Origin of the sequence: Paraburkholderia sp. BCC1886 (assembly GCF_900996245.1) — a bacterium.
Classification (GTDB): Bacteria; Pseudomonadota; Gammaproteobacteria; order Burkholderiales; family Burkholderiaceae; genus Paraburkholderia.
In genome coordinates, this window is the sequence record NZ_CAAJGK010000042.1 from 145,707 (window position 1) to 169,967 (window position 24,261).

Sequence of the window (24,261 nt, forward strand, 5' to 3'; positions counted from 1 at the left end):
GGCACGCATGAGCGCTCTAACCCGTCCCAAACCTAATATCTCCGTGGTCGCGCCGAGTGCGCTGTCGCTGGATGGCCGGCGCATTCAGGCCACGCTCACCGACGTCACGCGCATCTACCAGGGCAGCGATGGCAAGCCGCCGTTCCATGCGCTCGGTCCGGTCAGTCTCGAGTTGCGGGCGGGTGAGTTCTTCTCGGTCGTGGGTCCGTCGGGCTGCGGCAAGTCGACGTTGCTCGACGTGCTGGCGGGATTGAATGCCGCGAGCGGCGGCACGGTGACGTTCGAAGGTAAGGCAGTCGGCAACCAGGTGCCGGACGGTGTCGCTGTCGTGTTTCAGGAAGACGCGAGCTTTCCGTGGCTCAACGTGTTCGACAACGCGGCGTTCGCCGCGCGTCAGGCGGGTGTCGCCGAAACCGAAGTGCGCGAACGGGTCGAGCATGCGCTGTCGTTCATGGGACTCAGGTCGTTTTCCGGCGCCTATCCCGCGCAGCTGTCCGGCGGCATGCGGCAACGCGTGTGTATCGCGCGGGCGATGGTGGTGCGGCCGCGCCTGATGCTGCTCGACGAACCGTTCGGCGCGCTCGATCAGCAAACGCGTCTGCTAATGGGCGACGAGACGCTCAAGCTCTGGCGCGATACCGGCGCCACCATCCTGCTGATTACCCACTCGATCGACGAAGCCGTGCTGCTGTCCGATCGCATTGGCGTGATGTCGGCGTGTCCGGGGCGTTTTATCGCGACCATCGAAACCGGCTGGCCGCGCATGCGCGACAGTACCACGGCACTGGATGCGCGCTTTGGCGAGCTGACCGCGCAAGTGTGGGGTCTCCTGCGCGAAGAAGCGCTGAAGGCGCTGGGGAGCCAGCAATGAACACGGCGGCCCGCTGGCGGCTCGGCTTGATCGTCGGCCTGATACTGCTGCTCGAAATCGCGAGCCGCGCTGCGTGGATCAACCCGGTGTCGTTCATTCCGCCATCGCGAATGGTGGTGAGTGCGTTGCAAATGCTTTTCTCCGGGCAGTACACGCCCGATATTTTGCAGACGTTAGGAAGCGCGATGCTTGCCGTCGTGCTGGCTGTGGTGGTCGGCTTTGTCGGTGGTGTGCTGCTGTTCCGTCTGCCGCGCGTACGCCGTGTGCTCGACCCGTTGCTGCTGTCCTACTACGCGGTGCCGGTGTTCGTGCTTTATCCGATCCTGATCGTCGTATTCGGTCTGAACCGTTGGCCGCTGGTGGGCATCGGTTTTCTGTTTGCGGTGGTGGCGATGGCGGTGAATACGCTGAACGGCCTGGAACGCGTGCCGCGTGTGCTGTTGCGAACCGCACGCGCTTGCCGGCTGAATACCTTCGACGAAATCCGTCTGATCACCTTGCCGTCGAGTCTGCCGTTCGTGTTTACCGGCATCAAGCTGACCGTCGTCTATGCGTTCATCGCGGTCGTCGCGGGCGAATTCGTTTTGTCGGGCTCGGGCTTCGGCTATCAGATTGCGTTTGCATACAACAACTTCGACAACCCGACCATGTATGGCCTGATGGTGCTGATGCTGGTTTTCGTCGGTTCCCTCAACGCGTTGCTGCGCACGGCCGAAGCGCGCCTTTACCGGCGCATTCGCAGGGAGGTTGCATGAGCACGATCGCGGTTGCCCATATCGCCAAACCCCGGCATGCACGGCGCTGGCTCGACAGCGTCGTGCTGGTGGTGGCGCTCGCGGTGCTGTGGCAGGTGCTGAGCGAACTGCTCGGTCCCGATGCATTGACCACGCCGTGGCGCACGCTGCAGCGCGCGGTTCACATCGTCAGCGACCCGGATTTTCCGGCGAGCCTTTATGTCACCGCGTTTGCATTCGGCTCCGCGTTCCTCATCTCGGCGGTGGGTGGCGTGTGTCTCGGCATGCTGCTCGGCGCGCGCAGGCTGGCCGGCGACGTAATGGAACCGCTGATGATGGGCTTCTACTCGATTCCCAAGGTCACGTTATATCCGGTCGTGCTGCTCGCGTTCGGATTGGGACTGTGGGCGAAGATCGTCTTCGGTGTGATGCATGGCATCGTGCCGATCACCATCTTCACGATGGGCGCGGTGCGCAACATGCCGCCCATTTACACGCGGGCGGCGCGCACGTACCGGCTGAGTCCGTTTGCCTTCGCCCGCCACATCCTGTTGCCCGCCTGCATACCCGAAGTGGTCTCGGGACTTCGCATCGGCTTTTCGCTGACGCTGCTGGGCACGTTGATCGGCGAGATGTTCGCCTCGCAAAGCGGCATCGGCCACATGCTGATGATCGCGATGAACCGCGCCGAGACCAGCACGATCATGGCGCTCGCGTTCATGCTGTTCGTCTTCGCCACACTCGTCAATCTGCTGTTGCTGGCCTGGCAGCGGCGGCTCACCCATAGCACCTGAGCAGGAGCCTGTCATGAGCACTTCCGAAAAGCTTCGAACCATTCTCGAGAGCGGTCGCTTCGTCGTCGCGCCGGGCGTCTTCGATATGTTCTCGGCGCGAGTCGCCGACCGCTTGCCCTTCGCCGCCCTGTATATGACCGGCTATGGCGTGTCGGGCTCGTATCTCGGTGTCGCGGATGCGGGTCTGGTCAGCTACGCGGACATGGTCGGCCGTGCCCGGCAGATTGCCGAAGGCATCGGCAAGCCGCTGATCGCCGATGCGGATACCGGTTTTGGCGGCCTCATCAACGTGCGCCACACGGTGCGTGGCTACGAAGCGGCCGGCGTGCAGGCGATCCAGATGGAAGATCAGGTCATGCCGAAGAAATGCGGCCACACGGAAGGCCGTCAGGTGGTGCCGCTCGGCGACATGCTGAAGAAAATCGAAGTCGCGCTGGAAGCGCGCCGCAGCGACGACATGCTGATCATCGCGCGCACGGACTCGCGCACGACGCTCGGCCTCGACGAAGCGATCCGGCGCGCCAAGGCCTTCGCGCGGGCGGGAGCGGACATCGTCTTCGTCGAATCCCCGGAAACCGCCGAGGAATTCAGGCGGATTGGCGGCGAGCTCGCGGATTGCGGCGCTTACGTCTTTGCGAACATGGTGCCGAGCGGACGCTCGCCGGTGGTCGCGAGCACCCAGCTCAAGGAGTGGGGCTTCAGCATCGCCATTTATCCGTCCATCGGCATGGCGGCGGCGACGGCCGCGCTCGACAGCGCCTATCGTCATCTGCTGGATCATGGCGATTCGCTGGACCTGCAAACGCCGTCGTTCACGATGGACCAGCTGCACGAACTCGTCGGCTTTCCCGAGGTATGGGAATTCGAGAAGCGGCACGCGCAAAACAGCGAGGCGCTGTCATGACCACGCCGCGCACGCTGTTCGACAAGCTGTGGGACAGCCACACAATTGCGCATCTGCCCGGCGGGGTGGATCTGCTGCAGGTGGACCGCAATCTGATGCACGAGCTCACGGGGGTGGAAGCCGTGCGTGTGCTCGAAGCGCGCGAGTTGCCGGTGAGCAATCCCGAACTGACGTTCGCGACCCTCGACCACGTGATTTCGACGCAGCCAGGCCGCCGCGCCGGCGACGCGGCCTGGAGCACGACGATGGTCGATGCGATGCGCGAGCAGATGACGCGCTATACGATTCCGCTTTTCGACATCGGCGCAGACGGGCAGCAGGGCATCGTGCATGTGGTCGGCCCGGAGTTGGGGCTGTCGCTGCCGGGTACGCTGATCGTCTGCGCCGATAGCCATACCTGCACGCATGGCGCGATGGGCGCGCTGGCCTTCGGCATCGGGTCGACGGAACTGGTGCACGTGCTCGCCACGCAGACCGTGCGTCAGAAGAAGCCGAAGACCATGCGTGTCCGTTTCACGGGGAAGGTTGCCGAAGGCGTGACGGCCAAAGACATGATCCTGTACGTGATCGGCACGCTCGGCGCCGCGGGGGGCACCGGCTACGCGATCGAATTCGCGGGCGAGGCTATGACGGCGCTCTCGATGGAGGCGCGTCTGACGCTGTGCAATCTGACGATCGAACTCGGTGCGAAGTTCGGCCTCGTTGCGCCGGACGACGTGACGTTCGATTACCTGCGAGGCCGTCCGTACGCGCCGCAAGGCGAAAGTTTCGACGCGGCACTTGCGGACTGGCGTGCTTTGCCGTCCGACCCCGACGCGCACTTCGACCGCGAGGTCGACATCGACGCGAGCCGGATCGCGGTTCAGGTGACCTGGGGCACGAGTCCCGAGCATGTCATCGCGATCGACGGGGCGGTGCCCGACCCCATCGACGAAACCGATCCGTCACGGCGCGAAGCGATGCAGCGCGCGCTCGACTACATGGGCGTGCATGCGGGCCAGCATCTCGACGAACTGGCGGTGGATCGCGTGTTCATCGGCTCGTGCACGAACAGCCGTATCGAGGATCTGCAGGCGGCGGCGCGAATCGTCGATGGGCAACATGTCGCGAACGGCGTGACCGCCTGGGTCGTGCCCGGTTCGCTGAGCGTGGCGCGCCAGGCGGAACAGGAAGGGCTTGCTGAGATCTTCCGCGCGGCCGGCTTCGACTGGCGCGAGCCGGGCTGTTCGATGTGCGTGGGCGCGAACGGCGATGTGGTGGGACGCGGCGAGCGCTGTGTGTCCACGTCGAACCGCAATTTCATCGGACGGCAAGGGCCTGGCGCCCGCACGCATCTCGCGAGTCCCGCGGTTGCCGCGGCCAGCGCGCTGGCCGGACATATCGCGTCGCCGGCCAACTGGCGGTCGCAAGGAGTGGTGCGATGAAACCTTTCACCGTGGTCGAAGGACCCGCCGCGCCACTGCTGCGCAATAACGTCGACACCGATCTCATCATCCGCATCGAGCGCATTTCGCAACTCGTGCGTGGACAACTCGGGCCGTGGCTTTTCGAAACGCTGCGTTATCGCGAGGGTGGCCCCGAGCAGGGCGAGCGCGAAGAGTTCGTGCTCAACCAGCCTGCGTTCCGGCACGCGTGCACGCTGCTCGCCGGTGCGAATTTCGGCTGCGGCAGCTCGCGCGAAATGGCGGTCTGGGCGCTCGAAGAGTTTGGCATTCGCTGCGTGATCGCGCCTTCGTTCGGCGACATCTTCTTCAACAACTGTCTGCAGAACGGCTTGCTGCCCATCTGTCTCGATGCCGCTTCGATTGAACGGCTTGCCGCGGCGTCGGCCGATGGTGCGCCCGTCGAAGTAGATCTGCGCGCGCTGGAGATTCGTGCGAGCGGACTCGCGCCAATTCCGTTCGACTTCGATCCCGCACGGCAGGCGATTCTGCTCGAAGGCCTCGACGAGGTCGACCAGACGCTGCGGCTGGCCGATCGGATCGACGCGTTTCGTCGAGTGGATCGGACCAGACGGGGATGGGCTTACATGTCGCGATAGACGCGGCCATCCTGCCGTCGCCGGGCGCGCTTCGCGCGATGACGAATCGAAGAAGTTGAACGATCCACTGGGAGAATCATCCGTGAGCCGCTCCGCGCATTTCAGAGAGTTGTTGAAGTCGCCGCCCTTCGTCTGTCTTGGCGCGCATGACGCGGTCACGGCGAAGCTCGCCGAGCAGGCCGGTGCGAAAGCGATCTACGTGAGCGGATTCGCGGCCTCGGCGATCGTCGCCGGACAGCCCGACGTCGGTCTGCTCACGCAAACGGAAATGTTCGAGCATATCCGCCGGATTTGCCGGGTGACGTCGCTACCCGTGTTCGCCGATGCCGACACGGGCTACGGCGGCATTCTCGACGTGCAGCGCACGATCCGCTTGTGGGAGGAAGCGGGCGCCTCCGTGCTGCATCTCGAGGATCAGGCCGTGCCGAAAAAATGCGGCCATTTCGCGGGCAAGCAGGTCATTCCGAAAGAGGAGATGCAGGCCAAACTGCGCGCGATGCTGGCGGCGCGCAGCGATCCGGATTTCTTCGTCGTCGCGCGGACCGACGCAATCGCGGTGACCGGCCTGAACGATGCGGTCGAGCGTCTTCAGGCGTACGCCGAGGCTGGTGCGGATGGCCTGTACGCGGACGCGCCGGAAAGCATCGAGCAGATGCAGGAACTGGTTCGTAGGCTCAAGCCGCTGGGCAAGCCGATTCTGTTCAACATGGCGCGCTCGGGCAAGAGCCCTTATCTGAAGCTCGACGAGGTCTACAAACTCGGCTTCGACTACGCGTTGTGTCCCATCGAGCCGATGTTCGCGATGCACAAGGCCGTCAAGGAGATGATGGAGATTTTCATGCGCGAGGGGTCGACCGATGCGGTCGCGGATCGCATGACCTCGTTCGAGGACTTCAACCGCTTCGTTGGACTGGACGCGGCGGTGGCGCAGGAAGCGTCATTCAACCTGCCAACCGGAGACGCCGAACCCGCGCGCAAGGCGGGCGCCGCCTGAGAGCCTGGCCTAGGCCGCTCGGTCGGTCGAAGCGGCTATGCAGATGCCGCATGAGCGTGCCTTGCCGAGCCGCAGGCGCCCGGCACTGACCGTCGTCTCACGGCCACACTCGCAGCGGCACACCCACATGCCGTCGCCTGCGTAGCGCCCGGTTGTCAGCTGGCCGAAAAGTTCGCCGCTCTTCAGCGCGCGCGAGCCCGGGCGTGACCGCCATACCCGACGCTGCTCACGGCAGCCGCAGTCGGTAATGGTGCCGTCTTCCACCATCCTCAGTGGCGCATTTACCTGATTGCCGCACCGGCATTGCCATTGCCACAGATCCGCGCCGAAGTACTGGAGCGCGACGAGATCGCCGAAAGAACGGCCAGTGACATCGCGGCCCGGGGGAAAGGGCCATCGCGGTGTCAGAGGTGGGTGGATACGTTTTTTCACTGTGGGTAGATGGTGTGCGGCGGCTCGCTTTCAAGTTGTTGGCAGGGGCGCGATTCGGCCGGCCTGGCCAGCTTATCGCCCTCGCTTCCAGATACTCACACTTTGTTTCAAATTGTTGCAAATGGTGAGGGTGCCCGCCCAGTATGGTTTTCGTGGCGTTTATGTATTTTAGGGCACGGTGGCGGTCCCGCAAGCGGGTGAAGATTGCCAGTGATGAACCGTTAAAGGATTTAACAGCTTGGGAGGCACATGACATGAAGATCGAATCCGGCAATTACCCGATCGCGGCGCCGCAGAACGGCGCGCAACGTGGCGCGAGCAGTGGCGATGTGAAGAACGCCGTCGAATCCGCACAGCAGGACAGCGCCGACAATGCCGAGAATGCGCAGGACCCGACGGTGAGTCTCTCATCCTTGGCGGCGCTGCGCCCGACGGACGGATCGGATATCGACATGGCGAAGGTCGCGTCGATCAAGGCTGCGTTGAGTAACGGCAGCTACACCATCGATTCGAGCAGGATCGCCGACGGTATGCTCGGCAGCGCGCGTGACCTGCTGCAAACGACGGCTCGCTGATCAGGCGGTTCAGCATAGCGCCTGCGCGCGTCTCTGCACTTCGACTCCGATTTCCCGTTTCTGAAGGGCCTGACGAACCGAAACCCGGTCTTCGTCAACAACATGGCGTCACGTGCGTTGGAGAGCGACCAGCATGTAGCAACGCACAGCCCCCCGACGGAACGAGGAATGCAGCTATGGCGCATCGTTTCAAAGCAATCGTTGCAGGTTCCCTTCTGGCCTTGTGGTGCGCCGTGGCGCACTCGGGCCCCAGCTTTTCCGATAGCGGTTATGCCGCCGACGCTTACGGTGCGGCCGAGCACTATCCGTTGCCCGAACCCGGCCACGCCAGAACGCAGAAGCAGTTTGTCGGCTATTACACGCATTACGCCGATGTCCGTCCGGTCGATCCCATCGCCAAAGCGGGCACGCCGTCACCCCTCGATTACGCTCCGCACGAACTGACGCTGAAGTACCCGTACGGCGACCGGATTCGCAGCATCGGCGATTATCTGGACCGCAACCCGGTAACGGGCCTGCTGGTTGCACGTGGCAACACGATCCTTTACGAGCATTACCGCTATGCCCGCAAAGACAGTGACCGGTTCATGTCGCAGTCGATGGCGAAGACGATTATCGGCATGCTGATCGGCATTGCCGTGTCGGATGGCTCGATCCACTCCATCGACGATCTTGTGGCTGCATACGTCCCCGAACTGGCCGACAGTGCCTATGGCCAGACGTCGATTCGCGATCTGCTGCATATGTCGTCCGGTGTCGCCTTCTTCGAGGACGACAATGCCGGCGACGACCGCGACAAGCTGGGCCGCGATCTCTTCAACCCCAACGGCCCAGGCGCTGTCGCGGCCGTCGAACGCTTCGATCGTCGCGAACGCCCACCCGGCACGCACTTCAGCTACGCCAGCAGCGAAACCGAAGTGCTGGGTCTGGTGCTGAGTCACGCCACGCATCGCTCGGTCGCGCAGTATGCGAGCGAGCGCATCTGGAAAAAGATGGGGATGGAGTCCGACGCAGCGTGGGGACGCGATGCGTCCGGGGAAGACATCACGTTCTGCTGCTTCAACGCCACGTTGCGCGATTGGGCGCGCTTCGGCCTGATGCTGGCTTACGACGGTAAATGGAACGGGCAGCAGATCGTCCCGCGCGACTGGGTGTTGCAGGCGACCAGCGTCGTCTCGCCGGACGACTTCCTTGCACCGGGCAAGGCCACGCCACTCTTCGGCTACGGTTATCAGACCTGGATGCTTCCGGGCGAGCGCCGCATGTTCGCGCTTCAAGGTATGGACGGCCAGCGCATCATCGTCGATCCACGCTCGAAACTCGTCCTCGTGCAAACGGCGGTATGGACGAGCGATCACGATCCAGGCATGCGGGAAATCTACGCATTGTGGTACGCGCTTGTCGCGCAGCACGGCTAGACACGGCGGCCTTTTCGCCGCGGGGTGACCCTGTCGCCCCGGTTCCGTACTTCCCATCGGTCATTTGACCGATACCCCAGCGATCTCTTCCTTGCGATGCTTCGTCCACACGAATCGCAAGCCCCGACTGAACGATGCCCTCGCATCACAGCGGGAATCCGGCAGGACACGCGTTGCACGACCGGCTATGCCAGCGCGGGTCGCCATCGCCTGGCCATCCTCGACGAAGAGATCGTTTTGACCAACCCAACCGTTCATCCCGCATGGGTCCGCGCATTCCACTGGATCAATGCCGCGGCGGTCATTCTCATGTGCATGAGTGGCTGGCAGGTGTACGAGGCGTCGCCGCTATTCAGCTTCGTCCGGTTTCCCGCATCGATCACGCTGGGTGGCTGGCTAGGCGGTGCGCTGCTCTGGCACTTCGCCGTCATGTGGATACTCGTCGCCAACTTCATCGCCTACCTGGTTCTCGGGATCATGACGGGACGGCTCGGCCGGACCCTGTTTGCCCTCAGCATTCGCACGGTCGCAACCGACCTCGCCGCGGCGCTGCGCGGCAAGCTTGGCCACGGCGATCCCAGCCAGTACAACGCCGTGCAGAAGCTCGCCTATCTCGTCGTGATTGCCGACATCGTGCTGATCATCCTGTCGGGTCTCACCCTCTGGAAGCCGGTGCAGTTCCCGGTACTCCGAGCGCTGATGGGCGGCTACGACAACGCACGCGTCGTCCATTTCGCCGCAATGAGCGTCCTCGCCGGTTTCTTCGCGATCCACGTCGTCATGGTGGCGCTAGTACCGCGGTCCTTGCTCACCATGATCCGGGGACGATGACCATGACGTCGACCAAAGAAGAGCGAACGCCCGACGCGGCATCCATCATCAAGGACGTGCAGAAAGAACTGGGCTCGGCCTCACGGCGCCTGTTCGGCAAGCGCATCCTGACGCTCGGCGGCCTTGCGCTGCTGTCCGGCTGCGACCTGACCAGCGACCGCTCGGTGAATAAGTTGTTGCGCACCGTGTCTTCGTTCAACGACGGCGCACAGGCCCTGCTGTTCGATCCACGGCGCCTCGCGCCGACCTATCCGGATTCGATGATCACGCGGCCTTTCCCGTTCAACGCGTTTTACGACATCGATCAGGTGCCCGACGTCGATGCGAATACCTATCGGCTCGAACTCACCGGGCTGGTTAAAGGCAAACGCATCTGGACGCTGGCTGAACTCAGCGCGTTGCCGATGCGCAGTCAGGTGACGCGGCATATCTGCATCGAGGGGTGGAGTGCGATCGGCAAGTGGGGCGGCGTGCGCTTCTCCGATTTTCTGGCGCTGGCCGGCGCGGATACCACGGCGAAATACGTCGCGCTGCATTGCGCCGACAACTACTGGACGAGCATCGACATGCCGACCGCCCTGCATCCGCAGACGCTCCTCACGCTGACCTACGACGGCCAGACCTTGCCGGCCAGGTATGGCTTTCCAATGAAGCTGCGCATGCCGACCAAGCTTGGCTACAAGAACCCGAAGCATATCGTCGCCATTACGGTGACCAACGAATTTCCCGGCGGTTATTGGGAAAACCAGGGCTACAACTGGTTCGGCGGATCGTGATCCGGCCGGCCACCAGCAGCTTCAATATCATCCTGTCAACGGAGTCATCATGTCCTTTCGCATCAAGCTTGCTGCTTCTCTCATTGCACTGTCGTTTGCGAGTGCATCGTTCGCCCAGGCGCCTGCGACCAAACCCGAGCGCATTCGCGGCGACATCGTGTCGTTCTCGGACAATACCTTGACGGTCCATCGTCGCAGCGGCGACACCGTCACGATCACCTTGAGCGATGCGTCGAAGGTCAGCGCGGTGAAGACGATCCAGCTTTCCGATATCAAGAAGGGCTCGTATGTGGGCGCCGCGGCCATGCCCGGTGCCGACGGCAAGCTGACCGCCACGGAAGTGCTGGTGTTTCCGGATGTCGCGCGCGGGACGGGCGAAGGGCACTTTGCGTACGATCTCGGCGCGAACAGTTCGATGACCAATGCCAACGTGGATACCGTCGTCGAGGGCACGAGCGGGCGCGATCTGAAACTGTCGTACAAGGGTGGCAGCAACGTCGTGACCGTGCCGGCCAATGCGCCGGTCGTCACACTCGCACCGGCTACGCGCGCCGATCTGGTTGCGGGCAAGAAGGTGTTCGTCATCGCTGCGCCGGCTGGCAGCGCGCATAACGCGCAATTCGTCGTGGTCGAAAAGGACGGCGTAGCGCCGCCGATGTAATGGCGCGGGCGTAGCGGCGCATCGGTCAATGGGCGTTAAAGCAGACCCATTGACGATGCCTTGAGCGTGGCCGCCGCGCGCGTCGAGCATTCCAGCTTGCGGAACACGCTCTCCACATGCGTGCGCACCGTGCTCGGGCTGAGCGTCAATTCACGTGCGGCTTCCTTGTTGCTGGCGCCGCGCGAAATCATCCGCAGCACGTCGATTTCGCGCGCCGTCAATCGCGCGATCTGCGACGGGTTGCCGACCGGCCGCCGGACGACGAGCGCGTCGTCGGACAGCAACGCGTGGACCACTTCGACGTTCAGGCGGCCGCACGCCGCTTCGTTACGCAACTCACGTGCGGCATCTTCGGCAGACAGCGCCGCGCGCCACGGACGGGCGGCACGCAACGCGACGAAGGTCACCGCTGCCGCCAATATGTTGGCTTCCAGCGAGAGCGCCTGATCGCGCACTCCGCGGAAATAGCCCGAGCCGTCCGACTTCTCGAACGCATACGACGCCAGTTCGGCCGCTTCTTCGAGCGAGCCGGCCTGTTTGCCGGCACGGGACGTCCAGTACGGCACCAGCCTGACCTTTTCCCATGCCCCTGCGGACAAACGCCCGGCCGTTTCCCAGATCTGGTTAGGCACGGATGCCCGGCCAATACCGTGGATCAAACCCGCGCGATAGACGCGTGCGTGCGCCGACCTGTCCGCCGTGAGCCGCGCGCAACATTGCGCGGCCGTCGCAGCCACTGCACGCGAGAAGCCGGTCATCCAGGGCAGCTTGAGATCGATGACATCGGCGATCAATTCGGCGGAGGTGTTCTGTTGCATGCCGGATGTCGTCAGCGCGGCGTCGAGATCCGCGCTCGATGCCTGCTCGAGTTCCGCTAACCAGCGTGCTGCATGGGAGACGGCGATGTCGGCGAGTCGTGCCGGATACCGTGTGTCGGCGCGCTGCGCGATCAGTTCGAGCATCTGCCCGATCCCGTAGATGCGGCTGAACGTTTCCATATCGCCGGCTAGCGAGACGATGAACACCGCCTCCGGCACGGCTTCACGGGCGTGATGGGCAGGCACGCCATGCCCGTCCCAGGTTTCGAAAATGCGCCGCAGCGCGGTTTCCGTCGAGCGCGCAAGGCCCAGCATGCTGGCTACCTCGCCGGACACCTCGCAGTGAATCTGGGCGAGCGGAGAAAGCACGACGCTCGCGCCGCCCAGTTCCGCGAGCGGCTGGGTCCAGCCGGGGCGGTCTTCGACCATCGCGATACGGATGGCGATATCGTCACCGAAAACATCGGCAAAACCCGCTGCATTCGCCGTACATCCGGACCAGCGCAGCAACGCGGTTTCGCGAACCGCAGCGTTCGTCGCGGGGTCCACGCAAGCTGCCTCGGCGAGTCGGGTCGCGAGCCACGCAGTGCGATGAGAATGGCCGGTGGGTTGTCCCATGCTCAGATCGCCGATAAAGGCGATCGCTTTTACAGCATCGAACACGCGCACCGTAGAAAGGGTGACGTTGTCGTCGGTCATCGGGATGGACGGGGAAGTGCAGGTCGGAAAGAACGCCAACTATACGCCAACGCTTTCGAACCCATCGGTCATTCGACCGATGTTGCCATGGCGGTCAAACCGCCATGATGTCTTCATCGCAACAGGGTAGCGGCGCGTCGCACGAGGCGGCACGCCGGCAAACATTTTCGAGGAGCTTCAATGGCTACGCATCTCCCAGACACCAGTCGCGTTCAGAACGAGCGGTGGCTCAAACACTATTACTTCACCCGTGCTGTGTTCTCCGTCGTGTGGGTCGCGCTCGCGTTCACCATCGGGCAGCATGTCTCGACGATCGGCGCGCTTCTGCTCGTTGCCTATCCACTATGGGACGCGCTGGCCAATTACGTGGATATGTCGCGTAGCGGTGGCATGCGCAGAAACCCGACGCAGGCTTTCAACGTCTTCGCCAGCGCGGCCATCGCGGTCGCGGTGATCGTGGTCCTGCAGCGCGATACGAGTCACGTGCTCGATGTATTCGGAGTCTGGGCCTTTCTGTCAGGCCTGCTTCAACTGGCTACCGCCATCCGCCGCAAAAAGCGTTTCGGTGCGCAATGGGCCATGATTCTGAGCGGCGCCCAGTCGGCGGTCGCGGGTGTGTTTTTCATCGCGCAGGCTCATGCCGCGATGCCGCCCGCAATCGTCAAGCTCGCCGGCTACGCCAGCATCGGCGCGATCTATTTCCTGATTTCCGCGTTGTGGCTCTCGGCGGATCGACTGCGCCGCAGGTTCGCATCGACGCATTGAGGAAGCAGGTCGCAGCGTATACTTGTTCGCGATTTCGAACAGGAGCCCTATGACCTTGCCAACTGCCGATGAAGACACCTGGGCGTTGCCCGCACAACGATCGCTGCCGGATATCCTGGCCGAGCGGGTCATCGACGCGATACGGCATGGCGAACTCAAGCCCGGCGAGCGCATCGTCGAAGTGCAACTGGCTAAAAAACTGGGCGTCAGTCGCGGACCGTTGCGCGAAGCGTTGAAGATGCTCGAAGCGGCCCAGGTCGTCGAGTCGCAGCGATCGCGCGGCACCTTTGTCGCGAACATTTCCCCCGCGCAGATTTCGCAGATGATGGTGGTGCGCGCCACGCTCGAAGGCATGGCTGCGCGACTGGTCGTGAGAACACGTTCGCCGCAGGTCATCGCGCTGCTCGAAGAGACGCATGGCAAGCTGCTGGCCGCCTCGCAAGCGGGTCTCGCCGACGAGATGCGCACACTCGTATGGCTCTTCCACGAAACCGTTTGCCGCAGCGCTCAAAACGATTTTCTGCTGAGCGCGTGGTCGGGCATCAGCAACCTGATCCGCGTATTTCTCCGGCAGCATGTCGCGTTCGAGCATGACCCGGCGCGCGTCATTTCGAACCAGGAAAAGATGCTTGCGGTGTTGCGCGAGGGCTCGCCTGACGAAGCGGAAGCGATGTTCCGGAACACCATTCTCGAAAGCAGTTACCGCATTCTCAAGATCGATGCGCCCGAAGGGCTTGCGCTAGATATTCACTCAAGAATTCCTTAGAAAGAGCAATTCACTCTTTATATTGCGTCGCCGCATAGAAGAGTTTCCGGGTATACGTGAGTTGTAGGACAGTCGACAGAATTCCTAGAATGGACTCGTTCCTGCCTTGGAGGACAATTCTCGTGAGTTCGAATGAATTCGGTATCGTGTCGCACGGCATGCTGGGTTATGGGTTTCCCAAAGCGTCGCTCGACGAAGCGGTGCGCCGCGGTTTCAAGCTGATTGCCGTCGATGCCGGCAGCACCGACCCCGGTCCGTATTACCTCGGCAGCGGCAAACCGTTCGTGAGCAGCACGATGGTCGAGCGCGATCTCGATCTGCTGATCGACGCTGCGTTCCGTGCGGACGCGCGCATGGTGATCGGCTCGGCGGGCGGCGCCGGCACCCGCGCTCAACTCGAATTCGTCACGGACATCGTGCGCAAGGTGCTGGCGCGACAAGGTCGCACGGGTACGCCAGTCGCCATCATCGACAGCGAGCTCGACAAATCGACCCTCAAGGACGCCCTGCGCGCGGGACGTATCCGCACTTTCGAAACCGGCGTAGCGCTAAGCGAACACGACATCGACGAATCCACGCATATCGTGGCGCAGATCGGACTGGATCCGATGATCGCCGCGCTCCACAGTCCGGCGCGCATCGTCATTGCCGGTCGTGCATGGGACGTGAGCAACGTCGCGGCGCTACCGGTCATGCTCGGCTATCCCGAAGGCCTGTCGATGCATCTGGGCAAGATTCTCGAATGCGGCGGTCAGGCCGCGTTGCCGGTCGAAGGTTCGGATCTGCTGATAGGACGCCTCGGCGCGGACTATTTCATTGTCGAGACGCCGCACGCCAACAAGGCTTGCACGATCGAATCTGTCTCCGCGCATACGCTTTACGAGAAGAGCAACCCGGTGTGGCTACCCGGGCCTGGCGGGATCGTCGATCTGCGCGAGTCCTCGTTCGAGCAGATCGACGCGACGCGCGTCCGGGTTACCGGCAGCCGCTTTCATCGTGAACCGGTCAAGACAGTGAAGCTGGAAGGCGCGCGTTTTATCGGCCACCGGCATGTGACGATTGCGGGGATGCGCGATCCGCTCGCCATCGCGCAGATCGACGCGATCGGCGAAGGGGTCACGCAGCGGCTGCACGCGAATCTGCAGGGCAGTGCGATTGCCCCGACCTCGTTCTCGGTGAATTTCCGCCGCTACGGTATCGATGGCGTGATGGGCGCGCTCGAACCGGTGAAGGCGCGCCCGCATGAGATCGGTCTGATCATCGACGTCGTGGGCGACACGCCGCAGATTGCGGAGACGGTGTGCGCGATGGCGCGCAGCCTGACCCTGCATTGGGGTTACGAAGGGCGCATTGCAACCGCGGGCAATCTCGCCGTGCCGTTCTCGCCGGCGGACTTCGCTGCGGGCGAGGTGTATGAGTTCAACATCTATCACCTGATGGAACTCGACGACCCAGCCGCCGCCTTTCCCTTCCGACTGGAGACCTTCTGATGCAACTGTCCCGCCTCGCCAAGGTCGTGCGCAGCAAGAATGCCGGTCCGTATCTGGTGACCTTCGACATCATCTTTTCCGACGCTGCCACGCTGGAGCGCGTGCGCCGCAGCGAAGCGATCACGCGTGAGAGCGTCGCGGCGCGCTATGGCATCGAGCCCGATGCGGTGATCGACTTCGCGTACTACCCGTTTGCGCGCGCCGTCAAATTTTCGATCCGTCGTCCGCAACCGTCGGGCGCGCGCTTCGACACGGATGTATATGGCGCGCAGCAGCATGCGCCGCTTCTGGACCTCGACATAGGTCTCGACAGCAACGACTAGCACCGAGCCGGACGGCCGGCATCGAGCGGCCGCAACGATGCGCATGAGCGCACAGGAGACGCAAGATGAACCTCAACGGAGCAGTGAATTCCGGGGCCCGCCTCGACCGCCTGCCGATCTCCGGTTTTCACTGGAAGATGCTGTGGCTGATCGGTGCCGGGTCGCTGGTCGATGCGTTCGACCTCTATCTTGCCAGCGGCGTCATGGCGAAGATGGACTCCGACGGGTTCTCGACGGTCTCGTGGAACGCCACGTTCATGTCGGTGGGATTTTTAGGCATGCTCATTGGCGCGATTCTCGCCGGCTTTCTCGGCGATCGTTACGGTCGCCGCTTTTCGTATCAGACCAACCTGCTGATTTTCGGCGTCGCGTCGCTCGCGGGCGCGTTCGCGCCGAACATCCAGGCGCTGTCGGCACTGCGCTTCGTGATGGGTCTCGGGCTCGGCGCCGAACTCGTCGTTGCCGCGGGCGCGCTGTGCGAATTCATTCCGCCGTCGCATCGGGGACGCTGGGCGTCGCTGCTTACCATCGTGATCAATCTGGGGTATCTCGCGGCGACGGCGGCGAGTTATATCGTGATTCCGACGCTGGGCTGGCGCTGGATGTTCGGCATCGCGGGAGTCGGCGCGCTCGTCGTGTGGATCGCCCGTAAAAACATGCCGGAGTCGCCGCGCTGGTTGGAGTCCGTCGGACGCACGGCCGAGGCCGAGGCGACGCTGGCCGAAATCGAGCGCAGCGTCACCGCTCGCCATGGCACGCTGCCGCCGGTCGAGCGTCACGAAAACCTGCGTACCGAACGCGTGCCGTTCTCCGCGCTCTTCGCGCCCGGCGTGCGCCGCCGCACCTGGCTCGCTTCGCTCGTGATGGTGGTGATCCTCGTCACGATTTTCAGCTTCGTGGCATGGCTGCCCAGCTTCATGGTGAAGGAAGGCTATTCGGTCGTGAAGTCGCTCGGCTTCAGCACGCTGATGTCGGTCGGCGGGCCGCTGGGCGGCGTGATCGGTTACGTGCTGGGCGACCGGCTCGGACGCCGCAAGGCGATGCTCGGCTGCGTCGTCAGCGTGATGGCGTTGGGACTGTGCTACGCGTTCGTGCATACCGATGTCGCGATCGTGATCGTCGGCTTCGTTCTCGTGACGAGCATCTACACGATGGTGGCGATGGGCGTGTATGCGTACGTGCCGGAGATGTTCCCGACCAACCTGCGCTTGCGTGGCGCGGGCTTTGCCGGCAGTTGCGGTCGCGGCGCCGCGATCGTGTCGCCGTATGCGGTGGTCGCGCTTTATCAGCACTTCGGTCTGCCGGGTGTGCTCGCGATGGTCGAAGGCCTGTTGCTGATCCTCGGCCTGGGCGTCTACTTCGCGCGAATCGAAGCCGGCGCCACGTCGCTCGAAGACAATGCGGCCGTCATGGATCGATCGGCGCAGCCCGTCACGATTGAAGGCGCGAGTAAGGCGTAGCCGGACTGGATGCTCCCGACAACATTGAGGAATCAACGTGATCAACTTTCCCCGCCAGACAAAAGTGATCGAAGTGGGTCCGCGCGACGGTTTGCAGAGCTTTCATCGCTGGATCGATACCGACGTCAAGGTCCGCATGATCGATCGGCTGAGCGATGCGGGATTGCCCGTGATCGAGGCGACCAATTTTGCGCATCCCCGTGCGATCCCGACGCTGCGTGACGCCGAAGAAGTGATGGCGCGTATCACACGCCGCCCGGGCACCGTCTATCGCGCGCTCGCGCCAAATGCGAAGGGCGCGGAGCGTGCCGTCGCGGCTCGCGCGGACGAGATTCTCGGTCTCATCACCGTGAGCGCCACGTACACGCAGAAGAACCAGAACATGACGATCGATCAGGCCGTCGAGCAGGCGGGCCTCGCGTTCCGTATCGCCGATAAAGCCGGCATTGGTTTCGTGATGGCGCTCGGCATGTCGTTCTGGTGCGCGTATGAAGGCCGCATCCCGGAGCAGCAGGTGTTCGACCTGCTGACGCGTTTCCGGGCGTTCGGCATCGCGCGTTTCTATCTCGCGGGCAGCGTGGGCATGGAAGACCCGCGGCACGTCAATGGCCTGTTCAGTGGGATCCGCGATCGTTGGCCGGACATCGAGATCGGCTATCACGTGCATAACCTGTCCGGCGCCGGCACCGCGAATCTGCTGGCCGCGCTCGATGGCGGCGCGAGCAGCGTGGAGGGATCGATCTGCGGCATCGGCGGCGGCATGACCCTGCCGTCGAAGCTCGGTGCGGTCGGCAATCTGCCGACCGAGGACATCGTCCAGTTACTCAACGATGCAGGCGTCGAAACCGGCATCGATACCGATGCGGTGAAGGACGCCGCACGCGATATCGCAGGATGGCTCGATATCGAGCCGCGCAGCCACGTCGCGCACTCGGGCACACGTCGCGACATCATGGCCTCCGCGCATTCGCACCTGGATTCGCACTCGGATTCGCATCAGCACGCGCAGGCTGGCTGACAGATGCGCGAATCCACTTGGCAAGCGATCAACAACCGTTCACAGCACAGGACGCAATCGACATGAAACCCCTCCACGGGATGCGTATCGTATCGGTCGAGCAGTTCGGCGCCGCGCCGTATGGCTCGATGTTTCTCGCCGATCTGGGCGCCGAGGTCATCAAGGTGGAAAACAGCGCGATTGGCGGCGACCCGGCACGCTATACCGGGCCGCATCGTCTGGGTGAGGCGGATAGCCAGTACTTCCAGACCTGGAACGCCAACAAGCGCAGCGTGACGCTCGATCTGCGATCGAACGAAGGCAAGGAAACGCTGACTCACCTGATCCACACCGCCGACGCCGTCGTGAACAACCTGCGCGGCGATCTGTCGGCGAAGATGGGACTCGATTACGCGACGCTGTCGAAGGCCAATCCCGCCATCGTCTGCCTGCATATCTCGGCCTACGGTCGCGACAACGAGCGCAAGTCCTGGCCTGGCTACGACTACCTGATGCAGGCCGAATCCGGGCTGATGGATCTCACGGGCGAGCCGGACGGCCCGCCTTCGCGTCTCGGTGCACCGTCGATGATCGACCAGATGACGGGGCTAACCGGCGCGGTAGGCCTGCTCGCCGCGATCATCCAGGCACGCGCGAGCGGGAAGGGCTGCGATGTCGACACCTGTCTGTTCGACGTGGCGCTGCATCAACTGGGCTACGCCGCGATCTGGAATCTCAACGAAAATCATGCGGTGACGCGGCAGCCGCGCAGCGCGCATTTCTCGATCGCGCCGGTCCAGACCTTCCCGACCTCGGATGGCTGGATCTTCGTGATGTGCATGACCGAGAAGTTCTGGGCGGCGATGATCGGCGCGATCGAGCGGCCTTCGCTCGCGGACGACCCGCGTTTTTCGACGGCGGGCGCGCGCATCGCGCATCGCAGCGAGTTGAGCGGGACGCTCGACGAAGTGTTCCGCACGCAGTCGACGCGGCACTGGCTCGCGAAGTTGCAGGGACTGTTGCCGGTCGCCCCGGTTCTGACGATCGATCAGGCGTTGAACAATCCGTTCGTCGTGGCGAACCGGATGATCAACGCCGTCGGCCATCCCGAACGCGCGGATTTCCGGATGCTGTCCAATCCGCTGAAAATCAACGGCGCGCGGCTGCCGCAACGCGTGTGCGCATCGCTCGGCGAAGACAATGCGGACGTGCTGGGCGAGTTGAACCAGCCGTCCCAGGTATAAGCGGTTGCGCGAGATGAACGCGACCGATCTGATCGACGCCGTGCCGGAGCGCGACGCCACTGGCGAAACCGCAGCCCTGTTCGCGGAGCTGCGCGCGACGCTAAAAGTGCCGTTCGTCAATCTGATCTGGCGACATCTCGCGACGATTCCGGACGCGCTGCCGTTTATCTGGCAATCGGTAAAACCGCTGTATCTGTCGACGAATCTAAGCGTCGCAGCCGATGAGCTTCGGGCAGGCATCGCGGTACCGTGCGATGTGCCTTTGCCTGAGTACGTGTTTGATGCGGCAAGGTTGGACGTGAAGGCGCGACGCGCAATTGCCACGCTACTGGACGAATACAACCGCGCCAACGCGCTGAACCTGCTCGGATTGCTCGCGGCTCGACGGCTGCTGAATGGCGACACACTCGATTTGAGTGCGCTCACGCCTGAAGCCGCGACGGCCCGGCGTGCCGTGCAGCAAACGGTGCCGTTGCCGGCCATGCACGAGTTGTCGCCTGCTTTACAAACGCTCGTGCGTGAACTCGATCGTTTCGGTCGCGTGGATGGGAGCGACGCGGTTGGCAGCCTTTACCGTCATCTGTGTCACTGGCCGGGTTTCATGGCTTTGGTCTACGCTTCGCTGCGGGATGCGCAGCACGCGGGCCGGTTGCGCGCAGAGCACGAGCGCACGCTCGCGCGGGCCCATGCGTGGGTCGGAGAAGCGCTACCGCTAACCCGCGCACGACAATCGGTGCCGCTCGACACCGGAAGCAAAGACCAGGCAATCGCCGGACTCACGATATTCACCGAACTGATGATTGCGCGCATGACAGTGATGGGCACGCAGATGCGTGCGCTGATCGGCGCCGACGCGGAACAACACTCATCGCTATAGCGATACCTTCCCCGACGATCTCCGCGCTCTTTGCAGCGACGGGGACCGCTCCGTCAAACTCGGCTCCGCATCCTGCTGGACCAGCGGGTCCGCAGCCGCATACGCCCGACGAAATTCAACCGGCGTAATCTGCCTCGCCGCCTTGAACTGACGATTGAAGTTAGCGACATTCGCAAACCCGGAGCGCGCAGCGACGACCGCCACCGGCAGCGACGTATCGGCGAGCATGCGGCACGCGTGCCCAATGCGAACACGGGTGATGTAGCGGCCCACGCTTTCTCCGATGTGCTGGACGAAATAACGGGTGAGCGTGCGCTCCGACAGACTGGCGGCCGCGCAAAGATCGGGCAGCCGCAAGGGCTCGGCAAAGCGCGCGTCGATCAGCGACAGCACCCGGTTGATCTGCTCGGGCTCATGACCGGACGGCCCGGTACTGGCCTCGTTGAAAGCGCTCGGCGACGCGAGCGGTTGTCCCGGTGCATCGGCGAGCGTGCAGAGAATATCGAGCGCAACACTCAGGCGCTCGCGCGGCACGCTCGAGAGCAACGCGTCGCAGCGGCCGCGCATCCATTCACCGGAAGCCGGATCGAACGCCAACCCGCTCGCCGCCCGGCGCAAAAGCTTGCGCAGCGGTTCGTATTCGCGGCAACAGTCGGCCATGCGCCGCGCCCAGTCGCCGTCGAACCAGATCACGATGGCGACCTGCGGCGCCGACGGCTCGATCGACCGGTTGGAGGCCCACGTATGCGGCAGATCCGGTGGCACGAGCACAAGATCTTCCGCTTCATAGTTTTCGACCGAGTCGCCGATGTAGCGCTTGCCGTGGCTATTCATCGTCAGTGTTAACTCGTATTCGGGATGGTGATGCCACTCGAACGGAATGCGCGGAAGCCGCCGGTGGTAAACCCGAACGGAACAGTCCTCGCCAAACTCGACGTGCTCGTAGGCTGGTTTCATGGCCGAAAAAGCAAATGAATTGCCCGGATAGTATCACCACGTCATGACGACGCGTCTTATGCTTGCGCATAAGAATTTCTTCACGGAGACAGTCATGGCGTTGAACATTACCGACTTGCCGGGAGCCATCCGGCAAGCGAAAAAAGAGTTGCGTGCGGCGTTGCCGAACTATCGGGAAGTGTTCGCCGAAGTCGAAGCAACGATCGTCGACGAAGCGAAGCGGATTGCAGCGCAGCGCGATCGCGGCGAAAACGTCATACCCGAACTTCAGTTTTCGGACATCACGGATCAACGTGTCACGGCCGAGCAGATTGCACTCGTCAAGGCACGCGGCGCCTGCGTGATTCGGCAGGTGTTTCCCCGCGCGCTCGTGCAAGGCTGGGATGAAGATATCGCCCATTATGTCGAGACCAACGATCTCGACCGGCGCCTCGAGAACCGGGCCGAAGACAAGTACTTCGGCCAGCTGGCTTCCAGCAAGCCGCAAATTTATGGTGTGTACTGGTCGAAGCCGCAGGTGCTCGCGCGGCAGTCGGAATCGCTCACGAGGGCGCGCGTGTTCCTGAACAAACTGTGGCGCAACGAGAGCGACGGCCGTGTTCACTTCGACCCGGAAAACGTGCCGGTTTATGCCGACCGTCTGCGTCGCCGTCCGCCGCGTTCGGCATCGCTGGGGCTGTCGGCGCATTGTGACGGCGGCTCGGTCGAGCGCTGGATCGAGGGCAATTTCCGCAAAGTCTATCGCCATGTGTTCGCCGGGAACTGGCGCGAATACGATGCCTTCGACGCCGCTTTCCGCCCCGACGTGGAAGAGATTGCATCGCCGGCCGTCTGTTCGATGTTCCGCACCTTTCAGGGCTGGACGGCACTGACACCGCAAGGTCCAGGCGACGGCACGCTGCAACTGGTGCCTATCGCAAACTCGATGGTCTACATCCTGTTGCGAGCCCTTCAGGACGACGTGGCCGACGACGACCTCTGCGGCGCCATGCCCGGCCGCGCGCTCTCGATCAAGCCGGAGTTCCATGCGCCTTTGTTCGAGGCGTTGTCGTCGATTCCCAAAATGGAAGCGGGCGACACGGTCTTCTGGCACAGCGATGTCATCCATGCGGTCGAAGACGAGCACAAGGGCGCGGGCTACAGCAACGTGATGTACATCTCTTCGGCCCCTGCGTGCGCCAAGAACGACGCCTACCTCAAGCGTCAGTTGCCGAGCTTCCTGAAAGGCGAAAGCCCACCCGATTTTCCGCTCGACCATTTCGAAGTCGATTTCAAGGGCCGTGCGACCGCCGACGACCTGACGCCGCTTGGCAAGTCGCAACTCGGGTTCAATCTGTAGTGTGAAGCACCGCGCGCATGCACGACTGCACAGGTCGCGCATGCGTCGCTCTATCCAAAATGAAAAATACGGAGACTGCAATGAAACGATCACTGACATCGGTTGCGGCGGCTGTCACGCTGCTCGTCACCGGCCTGCACGGCGCCGTTGCCGCCGAACAGCTTTCGGTATTGCACTGGTGGACCTCGGGCGGCGAATCGAAAGCGGTTCGCGTGCTCAAGGACGACATGAGCAAGCAGGGCTACGAGTGGAAGGACTTCGCGATTGCGGGCGGCGCTGGCGCAGCGGCCATGACCGCGCTGAAGACCCAGGTCATCTCAGGCAATGCGCCTTCGGCAGCGCAAATCAAGGGGCCTCTGATTCAGGACTGGGCCGAGCAGGGCTCGCTGGTGACGATCGACCAGTCCGCCAGCGACTGGAAAGCGCATACGCCCGCGCAAATCGATCAGGCGATGAAGGCCGGCGGCCACTACGTCGCCGCGCCGTTCTCGGTGCATCGGATCAACTGGTTGTGGATCAACAAGGCGGACCTCGACAAGGTCGGCGGCAAACCGCCCACGACGTGGCCCGAGTTCTTCGCGCTGGCCGACAAGTTTCGCGCGGCAGGCATCACCGCGGTCGCGCACGGTGGCCAGCCGTGGCAGGACATGACGATCTGGGAGACCGTCGTGCTCTCGCAGGGTGCGGACTTCTATCGCAAGGCGCTGGTCGATCTCGATCAGAAAACGCTGACCTCGCCGCAAATGGTGCAGGTGTTCGAAACGGTGCAGAAGATCCGCACGTACTTCGACAAGGGCTATCACGGCCGCGACTGGAATCTCGCGACGGCGATGGTGATTTCCGGCTCGGGTGGCATGCAGTTCATGGGTGACTGGGCGAAAGGCGAGTTCGCGAACGCGAACAGGAAGGCCGATGTCGACTACGTCTGCGCAGCCGCACCCGGTACGGCAAACGCCTATACGTACACCGCGGACGCGTTCGTGTTCTTCCAGCAGAACGGCAAGAAGGACGCGACGCCGGGTCAGCTTGCGCTCGCGAAGACGATCATGTCGCCCGACTTCCAGGAGCAGTTCAGCCTCTACAAGGGTTCGATTCCGGTGCGGCTTGACGTGCCGATGGACAAGTTCGATAGCTGCGCCAAAAAATCGCGGGCAGACGAGCAGGCTACGATCAAATCGGGTGGCTTTTTGCCGTCGCTTGCTTTCGGTGAACTGCAGTCTTCGGTGACCGCTGGCGCGATCAGCGATGTCGTCACCAATTTCATGAACTCCAGTGAAGACGCGAAAGAAGGCGTACGCAAGCTTGCCGCCGCGGCGAAAGTGAAGTGATGGTTTGGGTGGCGCGCAATCCAACGGTTATAAGGAGAGTGGGATGGATCCGGTAGCAAAGCGGAAATGGCCGCGTTCAGGCTTGGAAACGACGGTGATGGGTTTTGGCGCGGCGCCGATCGGCAACATCTTCAGGCCGATCAGCGAGGAAGATTCCGCTACGCTGA

Annotated in this window: 24 protein-coding genes; 22 read left to right on the plus strand and 2 right to left on the minus strand. The window is 63.1% G+C overall.

Annotation, left to right across the window (positions count from 1 at the left end):
* The first annotated feature begins 7 nt into the window (after positions 1-7).
* The 12 genes from FQ746_RS13005 (at position 8) to FQ746_RS13060 (ending at position 11,031) form a co-directional block, all read left to right on the plus strand.
* On the plus strand, positions 8-871 hold the full coding sequence (locus FQ746_RS13005; protein WP_144109791.1) for an ABC transporter ATP-binding protein: 864 nt from the start codon (positions 8-10) through the stop codon (positions 869-871).
* Positions 868-1,626 (plus strand): ABC transporter permease, encoded by a 759-nt coding sequence (locus FQ746_RS13010; RefSeq protein ID WP_144109792.1) that lies wholly within the window; start codon positions 868-870, stop codon positions 1,624-1,626. The genes FQ746_RS13005 and FQ746_RS13010 overlap by 4 nt, the downstream gene beginning before the upstream one ends.
* Positions 1,623-2,399, plus strand: coding sequence for an ABC transporter permease (locus FQ746_RS13015; protein WP_144109793.1), 777 nt, complete (start codon positions 1,623-1,625; stop codon positions 2,397-2,399). The genes FQ746_RS13010 and FQ746_RS13015 overlap by 4 nt, the downstream gene beginning before the upstream one ends.
* Before the next feature lie 13 nt (positions 2,400-2,412).
* Positions 2,413-3,303, plus strand: a complete 891-nt coding sequence (locus FQ746_RS13020) for an oxaloacetate decarboxylase (protein ID WP_144109794.1) — start codon at positions 2,413-2,415, stop codon at positions 3,301-3,303.
* Entirely contained in the window at positions 3,300-4,727 is a 1,428-nt protein-coding gene (gene leuC, locus FQ746_RS13025; RefSeq protein WP_144109795.1) for a 3-isopropylmalate dehydratase large subunit, read from the plus strand. Before FQ746_RS13020 ends, leuC begins: the two co-directional genes overlap by 4 nt.
* A complete protein-coding gene (gene leuD, locus FQ746_RS13030) occupies positions 4,724-5,344 on the plus strand; it encodes a 3-isopropylmalate dehydratase small subunit (RefSeq protein WP_144109796.1) in 621 nt (206 codons plus the stop codon). The genes leuC and leuD overlap by 4 nt, the downstream gene beginning before the upstream one ends.
* An 82-nt stretch (positions 5,345-5,426) precedes the next feature.
* Entirely contained in the window at positions 5,427-6,338 is a 912-nt protein-coding gene (locus FQ746_RS13035; RefSeq protein WP_144109797.1) for an oxaloacetate decarboxylase, read from the plus strand.
* Between the two features lie 686 nt (positions 6,339-7,024).
* Positions 7,025-7,345, plus strand: coding sequence for a flagellar biosynthesis anti-sigma factor FlgM (flgM, locus tag FQ746_RS13040; protein WP_144109798.1), 321 nt, complete (start codon positions 7,025-7,027; stop codon positions 7,343-7,345).
* Positions 7,346-7,521: 176 nt separating this feature from the next.
* Positions 7,522-8,763: a serine hydrolase domain-containing protein gene (locus FQ746_RS13045; protein WP_144109799.1), complete on the plus strand. Its 1,242-nt coding sequence runs from the start codon at positions 7,522-7,524 to the stop codon at positions 8,761-8,763.
* A 237-nt stretch (positions 8,764-9,000) separates the two neighbouring features.
* Positions 9,001-9,594 (plus strand): cytochrome b/b6 domain-containing protein, encoded by a 594-nt coding sequence (locus FQ746_RS13050; protein WP_260854014.1) that lies wholly within the window; start codon positions 9,001-9,003, stop codon positions 9,592-9,594.
* Positions 9,595-9,596: 2 nt separating this feature from the next.
* Complete coding sequence (locus FQ746_RS13055; RefSeq protein ID WP_144109800.1) at positions 9,597-10,370, plus strand: molybdopterin-dependent oxidoreductase; 774 nt, start codon at positions 9,597-9,599, stop codon at positions 10,368-10,370.
* Positions 10,371-10,419: 49 nt separating this feature from the next.
* On the plus strand, positions 10,420-11,031 hold the full coding sequence (locus FQ746_RS13060; protein WP_144109801.1) for a hypothetical protein: 612 nt from the start codon (positions 10,420-10,422) through the stop codon (positions 11,029-11,031).
* 35 nt (positions 11,032-11,066) lie between these two features.
* On the opposite strand, the gene FQ746_RS13065 is transcribed toward FQ746_RS13060, so the two are convergent.
* The gene (locus FQ746_RS13065; protein WP_144109802.1) at positions 11,067-12,548 is read right to left on the minus strand and encodes an HD domain-containing phosphohydrolase; all 1,482 of its coding nucleotides are present in this window, start codon (positions 12,546-12,548) and stop codon (positions 11,067-11,069) included.
* A 180-nt stretch (positions 12,549-12,728) separates the two neighbouring features.
* Between FQ746_RS13065 and FQ746_RS13070 the strand changes: the two genes are divergently transcribed.
* The 8 genes from FQ746_RS13070 to FQ746_RS13105 all read left to right on the plus strand — a co-directional run bounded on the left by FQ746_RS13070 (position 12,729) and on the right by FQ746_RS13105 (position 20,470).
* Positions 12,729-13,313 carry a DUF308 domain-containing protein gene (locus FQ746_RS13070; protein ID WP_144109803.1) on the plus strand — a complete coding sequence of 195 codons (585 nt, stop codon included), beginning with the start codon at positions 12,729-12,731 and terminating at the stop codon, positions 13,311-13,313.
* Positions 13,314-13,362: 49 nt separating this feature from the next.
* Positions 13,363-14,079: a GntR family transcriptional regulator gene (locus tag FQ746_RS13075; RefSeq protein ID WP_144109804.1), complete on the plus strand. Its 717-nt coding sequence runs from the start codon at positions 13,363-13,365 to the stop codon at positions 14,077-14,079.
* A gap of 122 nt (positions 14,080-14,201) precedes the next feature.
* Complete coding sequence (locus FQ746_RS13080) at positions 14,202-15,569, plus strand: acyclic terpene utilization AtuA family protein (protein WP_186310727.1); 1,368 nt, start codon at positions 14,202-14,204, stop codon at positions 15,567-15,569.
* A complete protein-coding gene (locus tag FQ746_RS13085) occupies positions 15,569-15,892 on the plus strand; it encodes a DUF4387 domain-containing protein (RefSeq protein ID WP_144109806.1) in 324 nt (107 codons plus the stop codon). The genes FQ746_RS13080 and FQ746_RS13085 overlap by 1 nt, the downstream gene beginning before the upstream one ends.
* Positions 15,893-15,957: 65 nt before the next feature.
* The gene (locus FQ746_RS13090) at positions 15,958-17,352 is read left to right on the plus strand and encodes an MFS transporter (protein ID WP_144109807.1); all 1,395 of its coding nucleotides are present in this window, start codon (positions 15,958-15,960) and stop codon (positions 17,350-17,352) included.
* Positions 17,353-17,389: 37 nt separating this feature from the next.
* Positions 17,390-18,370, plus strand: coding sequence for a hydroxymethylglutaryl-CoA lyase (locus FQ746_RS13095; protein WP_186310728.1), 981 nt, complete (start codon positions 17,390-17,392; stop codon positions 18,368-18,370).
* A 62-nt stretch (positions 18,371-18,432) separates the two neighbouring features.
* On the plus strand, positions 18,433-19,593 hold the full coding sequence (locus tag FQ746_RS13100) for a CaiB/BaiF CoA transferase family protein (RefSeq protein ID WP_144109809.1): 1,161 nt from the start codon (positions 18,433-18,435) through the stop codon (positions 19,591-19,593).
* A 13-nt stretch (positions 19,594-19,606) separates the two neighbouring features.
* Positions 19,607-20,470: a hypothetical protein gene (locus FQ746_RS13105; RefSeq protein WP_144109810.1), complete on the plus strand. Its 864-nt coding sequence runs from the start codon at positions 19,607-19,609 to the stop codon at positions 20,468-20,470.
* Here the strand turns inward: FQ746_RS13105 and FQ746_RS13110 are convergent.
* Positions 20,465-21,427 (minus strand): helix-turn-helix domain-containing protein, encoded by a 963-nt coding sequence (locus FQ746_RS13110; RefSeq protein ID WP_144109811.1) that lies wholly within the window; start codon positions 21,425-21,427, stop codon positions 20,465-20,467. The two genes, FQ746_RS13105 and FQ746_RS13110, sit on opposite strands and share 6 nt — an antisense overlap.
* A 94-nt stretch (positions 21,428-21,521) precedes the next feature.
* Here FQ746_RS13110 and FQ746_RS13115 point away from each other — a divergent pair, with 94 nt between their 5' ends.
* Complete coding sequence (locus FQ746_RS13115; RefSeq protein ID WP_144109812.1) at positions 21,522-22,766, plus strand: DUF1479 domain-containing protein; 1,245 nt, start codon at positions 21,522-21,524, stop codon at positions 22,764-22,766.
* Between the two features lie 80 nt (positions 22,767-22,846).
* A complete protein-coding gene (locus FQ746_RS13120; protein ID WP_144109813.1) occupies positions 22,847-24,094 on the plus strand; it encodes an ABC transporter substrate-binding protein in 1,248 nt (415 codons plus the stop codon).
* Positions 24,095-24,261: the final 167 nt, after the last annotated feature.

Bases quoted from the DNA above. Each gene is read 5' to 3' on its own strand.
- FQ746_RS13090 (WP_144109807.1), top strand. From the start codon at position 15,958: ATGAACCTCAACGGAGCAGTGAATTCCGGGGCCCGCCTCGACCGCCTG.
- leuC (WP_144109795.1), top strand. From the start codon at position 3,300: ATGACCACGCCGCGCACGCTGTTCGACAAGCTGTGGGACAGCCACACA.
- FQ746_RS13070 (WP_144109803.1), top strand. From the start codon at position 12,729: ATGGCTACGCATCTCCCAGACACCAGTCGCGTTCAGAACGAGCGGTGG.
- FQ746_RS13005 (WP_144109791.1), top strand. From the start codon at position 8: ATGAGCGCTCTAACCCGTCCCAAACCTAATATCTCCGTGGTCGCGCCG.
- FQ746_RS13075 (WP_144109804.1), top strand. From the start codon at position 13,363: ATGACCTTGCCAACTGCCGATGAAGACACCTGGGCGTTGCCCGCACAA.
- FQ746_RS13015 (WP_144109793.1), top strand. From the start codon at position 1,623: ATGAGCACGATCGCGGTTGCCCATATCGCCAAACCCCGGCATGCACGG.
- flgM (WP_144109798.1), top strand. From the start codon at position 7,025: ATGAAGATCGAATCCGGCAATTACCCGATCGCGGCGCCGCAGAACGGC.
- FQ746_RS13055 (WP_144109800.1), top strand. From the start codon at position 9,597: ATGACGTCGACCAAAGAAGAGCGAACGCCCGACGCGGCATCCATCATC.
- FQ746_RS13110 (WP_144109811.1), bottom strand. From the start codon at position 21,427: ATGAAACCAGCCTACGAGCACGTCGAGTTTGGCGAGGACTGTTCCGTT.
- FQ746_RS13105 (WP_144109810.1), top strand. From the start codon at position 19,607: ATGAACGCGACCGATCTGATCGACGCCGTGCCGGAGCGCGACGCCACT.
- FQ746_RS13045 (WP_144109799.1), top strand. From the start codon at position 7,522: ATGGCGCATCGTTTCAAAGCAATCGTTGCAGGTTCCCTTCTGGCCTTG.
- leuD (WP_144109796.1), top strand. From the start codon at position 4,724: ATGAAACCTTTCACCGTGGTCGAAGGACCCGCCGCGCCACTGCTGCGC.
- FQ746_RS13020 (WP_144109794.1), top strand. From the start codon at position 2,413: ATGAGCACTTCCGAAAAGCTTCGAACCATTCTCGAGAGCGGTCGCTTC.
- FQ746_RS13060 (WP_144109801.1), top strand. From the start codon at position 10,420: ATGTCCTTTCGCATCAAGCTTGCTGCTTCTCTCATTGCACTGTCGTTT.
- FQ746_RS13010 (WP_144109792.1), top strand. From the start codon at position 868: ATGAACACGGCGGCCCGCTGGCGGCTCGGCTTGATCGTCGGCCTGATA.
- FQ746_RS13085 (WP_144109806.1), top strand. From the start codon at position 15,569: ATGCAACTGTCCCGCCTCGCCAAGGTCGTGCGCAGCAAGAATGCCGGT.
- FQ746_RS13115 (WP_144109812.1), top strand. From the start codon at position 21,522: ATGGCGTTGAACATTACCGACTTGCCGGGAGCCATCCGGCAAGCGAAA.
- FQ746_RS13100 (WP_144109809.1), top strand. From the start codon at position 18,433: ATGAAACCCCTCCACGGGATGCGTATCGTATCGGTCGAGCAGTTCGGC.
- FQ746_RS13120 (WP_144109813.1), top strand. From the start codon at position 22,847: ATGAAACGATCACTGACATCGGTTGCGGCGGCTGTCACGCTGCTCGTC.
- FQ746_RS13065 (WP_144109802.1), bottom strand. From the start codon at position 12,548: ATGACCGACGACAACGTCACCCTTTCTACGGTGCGCGTGTTCGATGCT.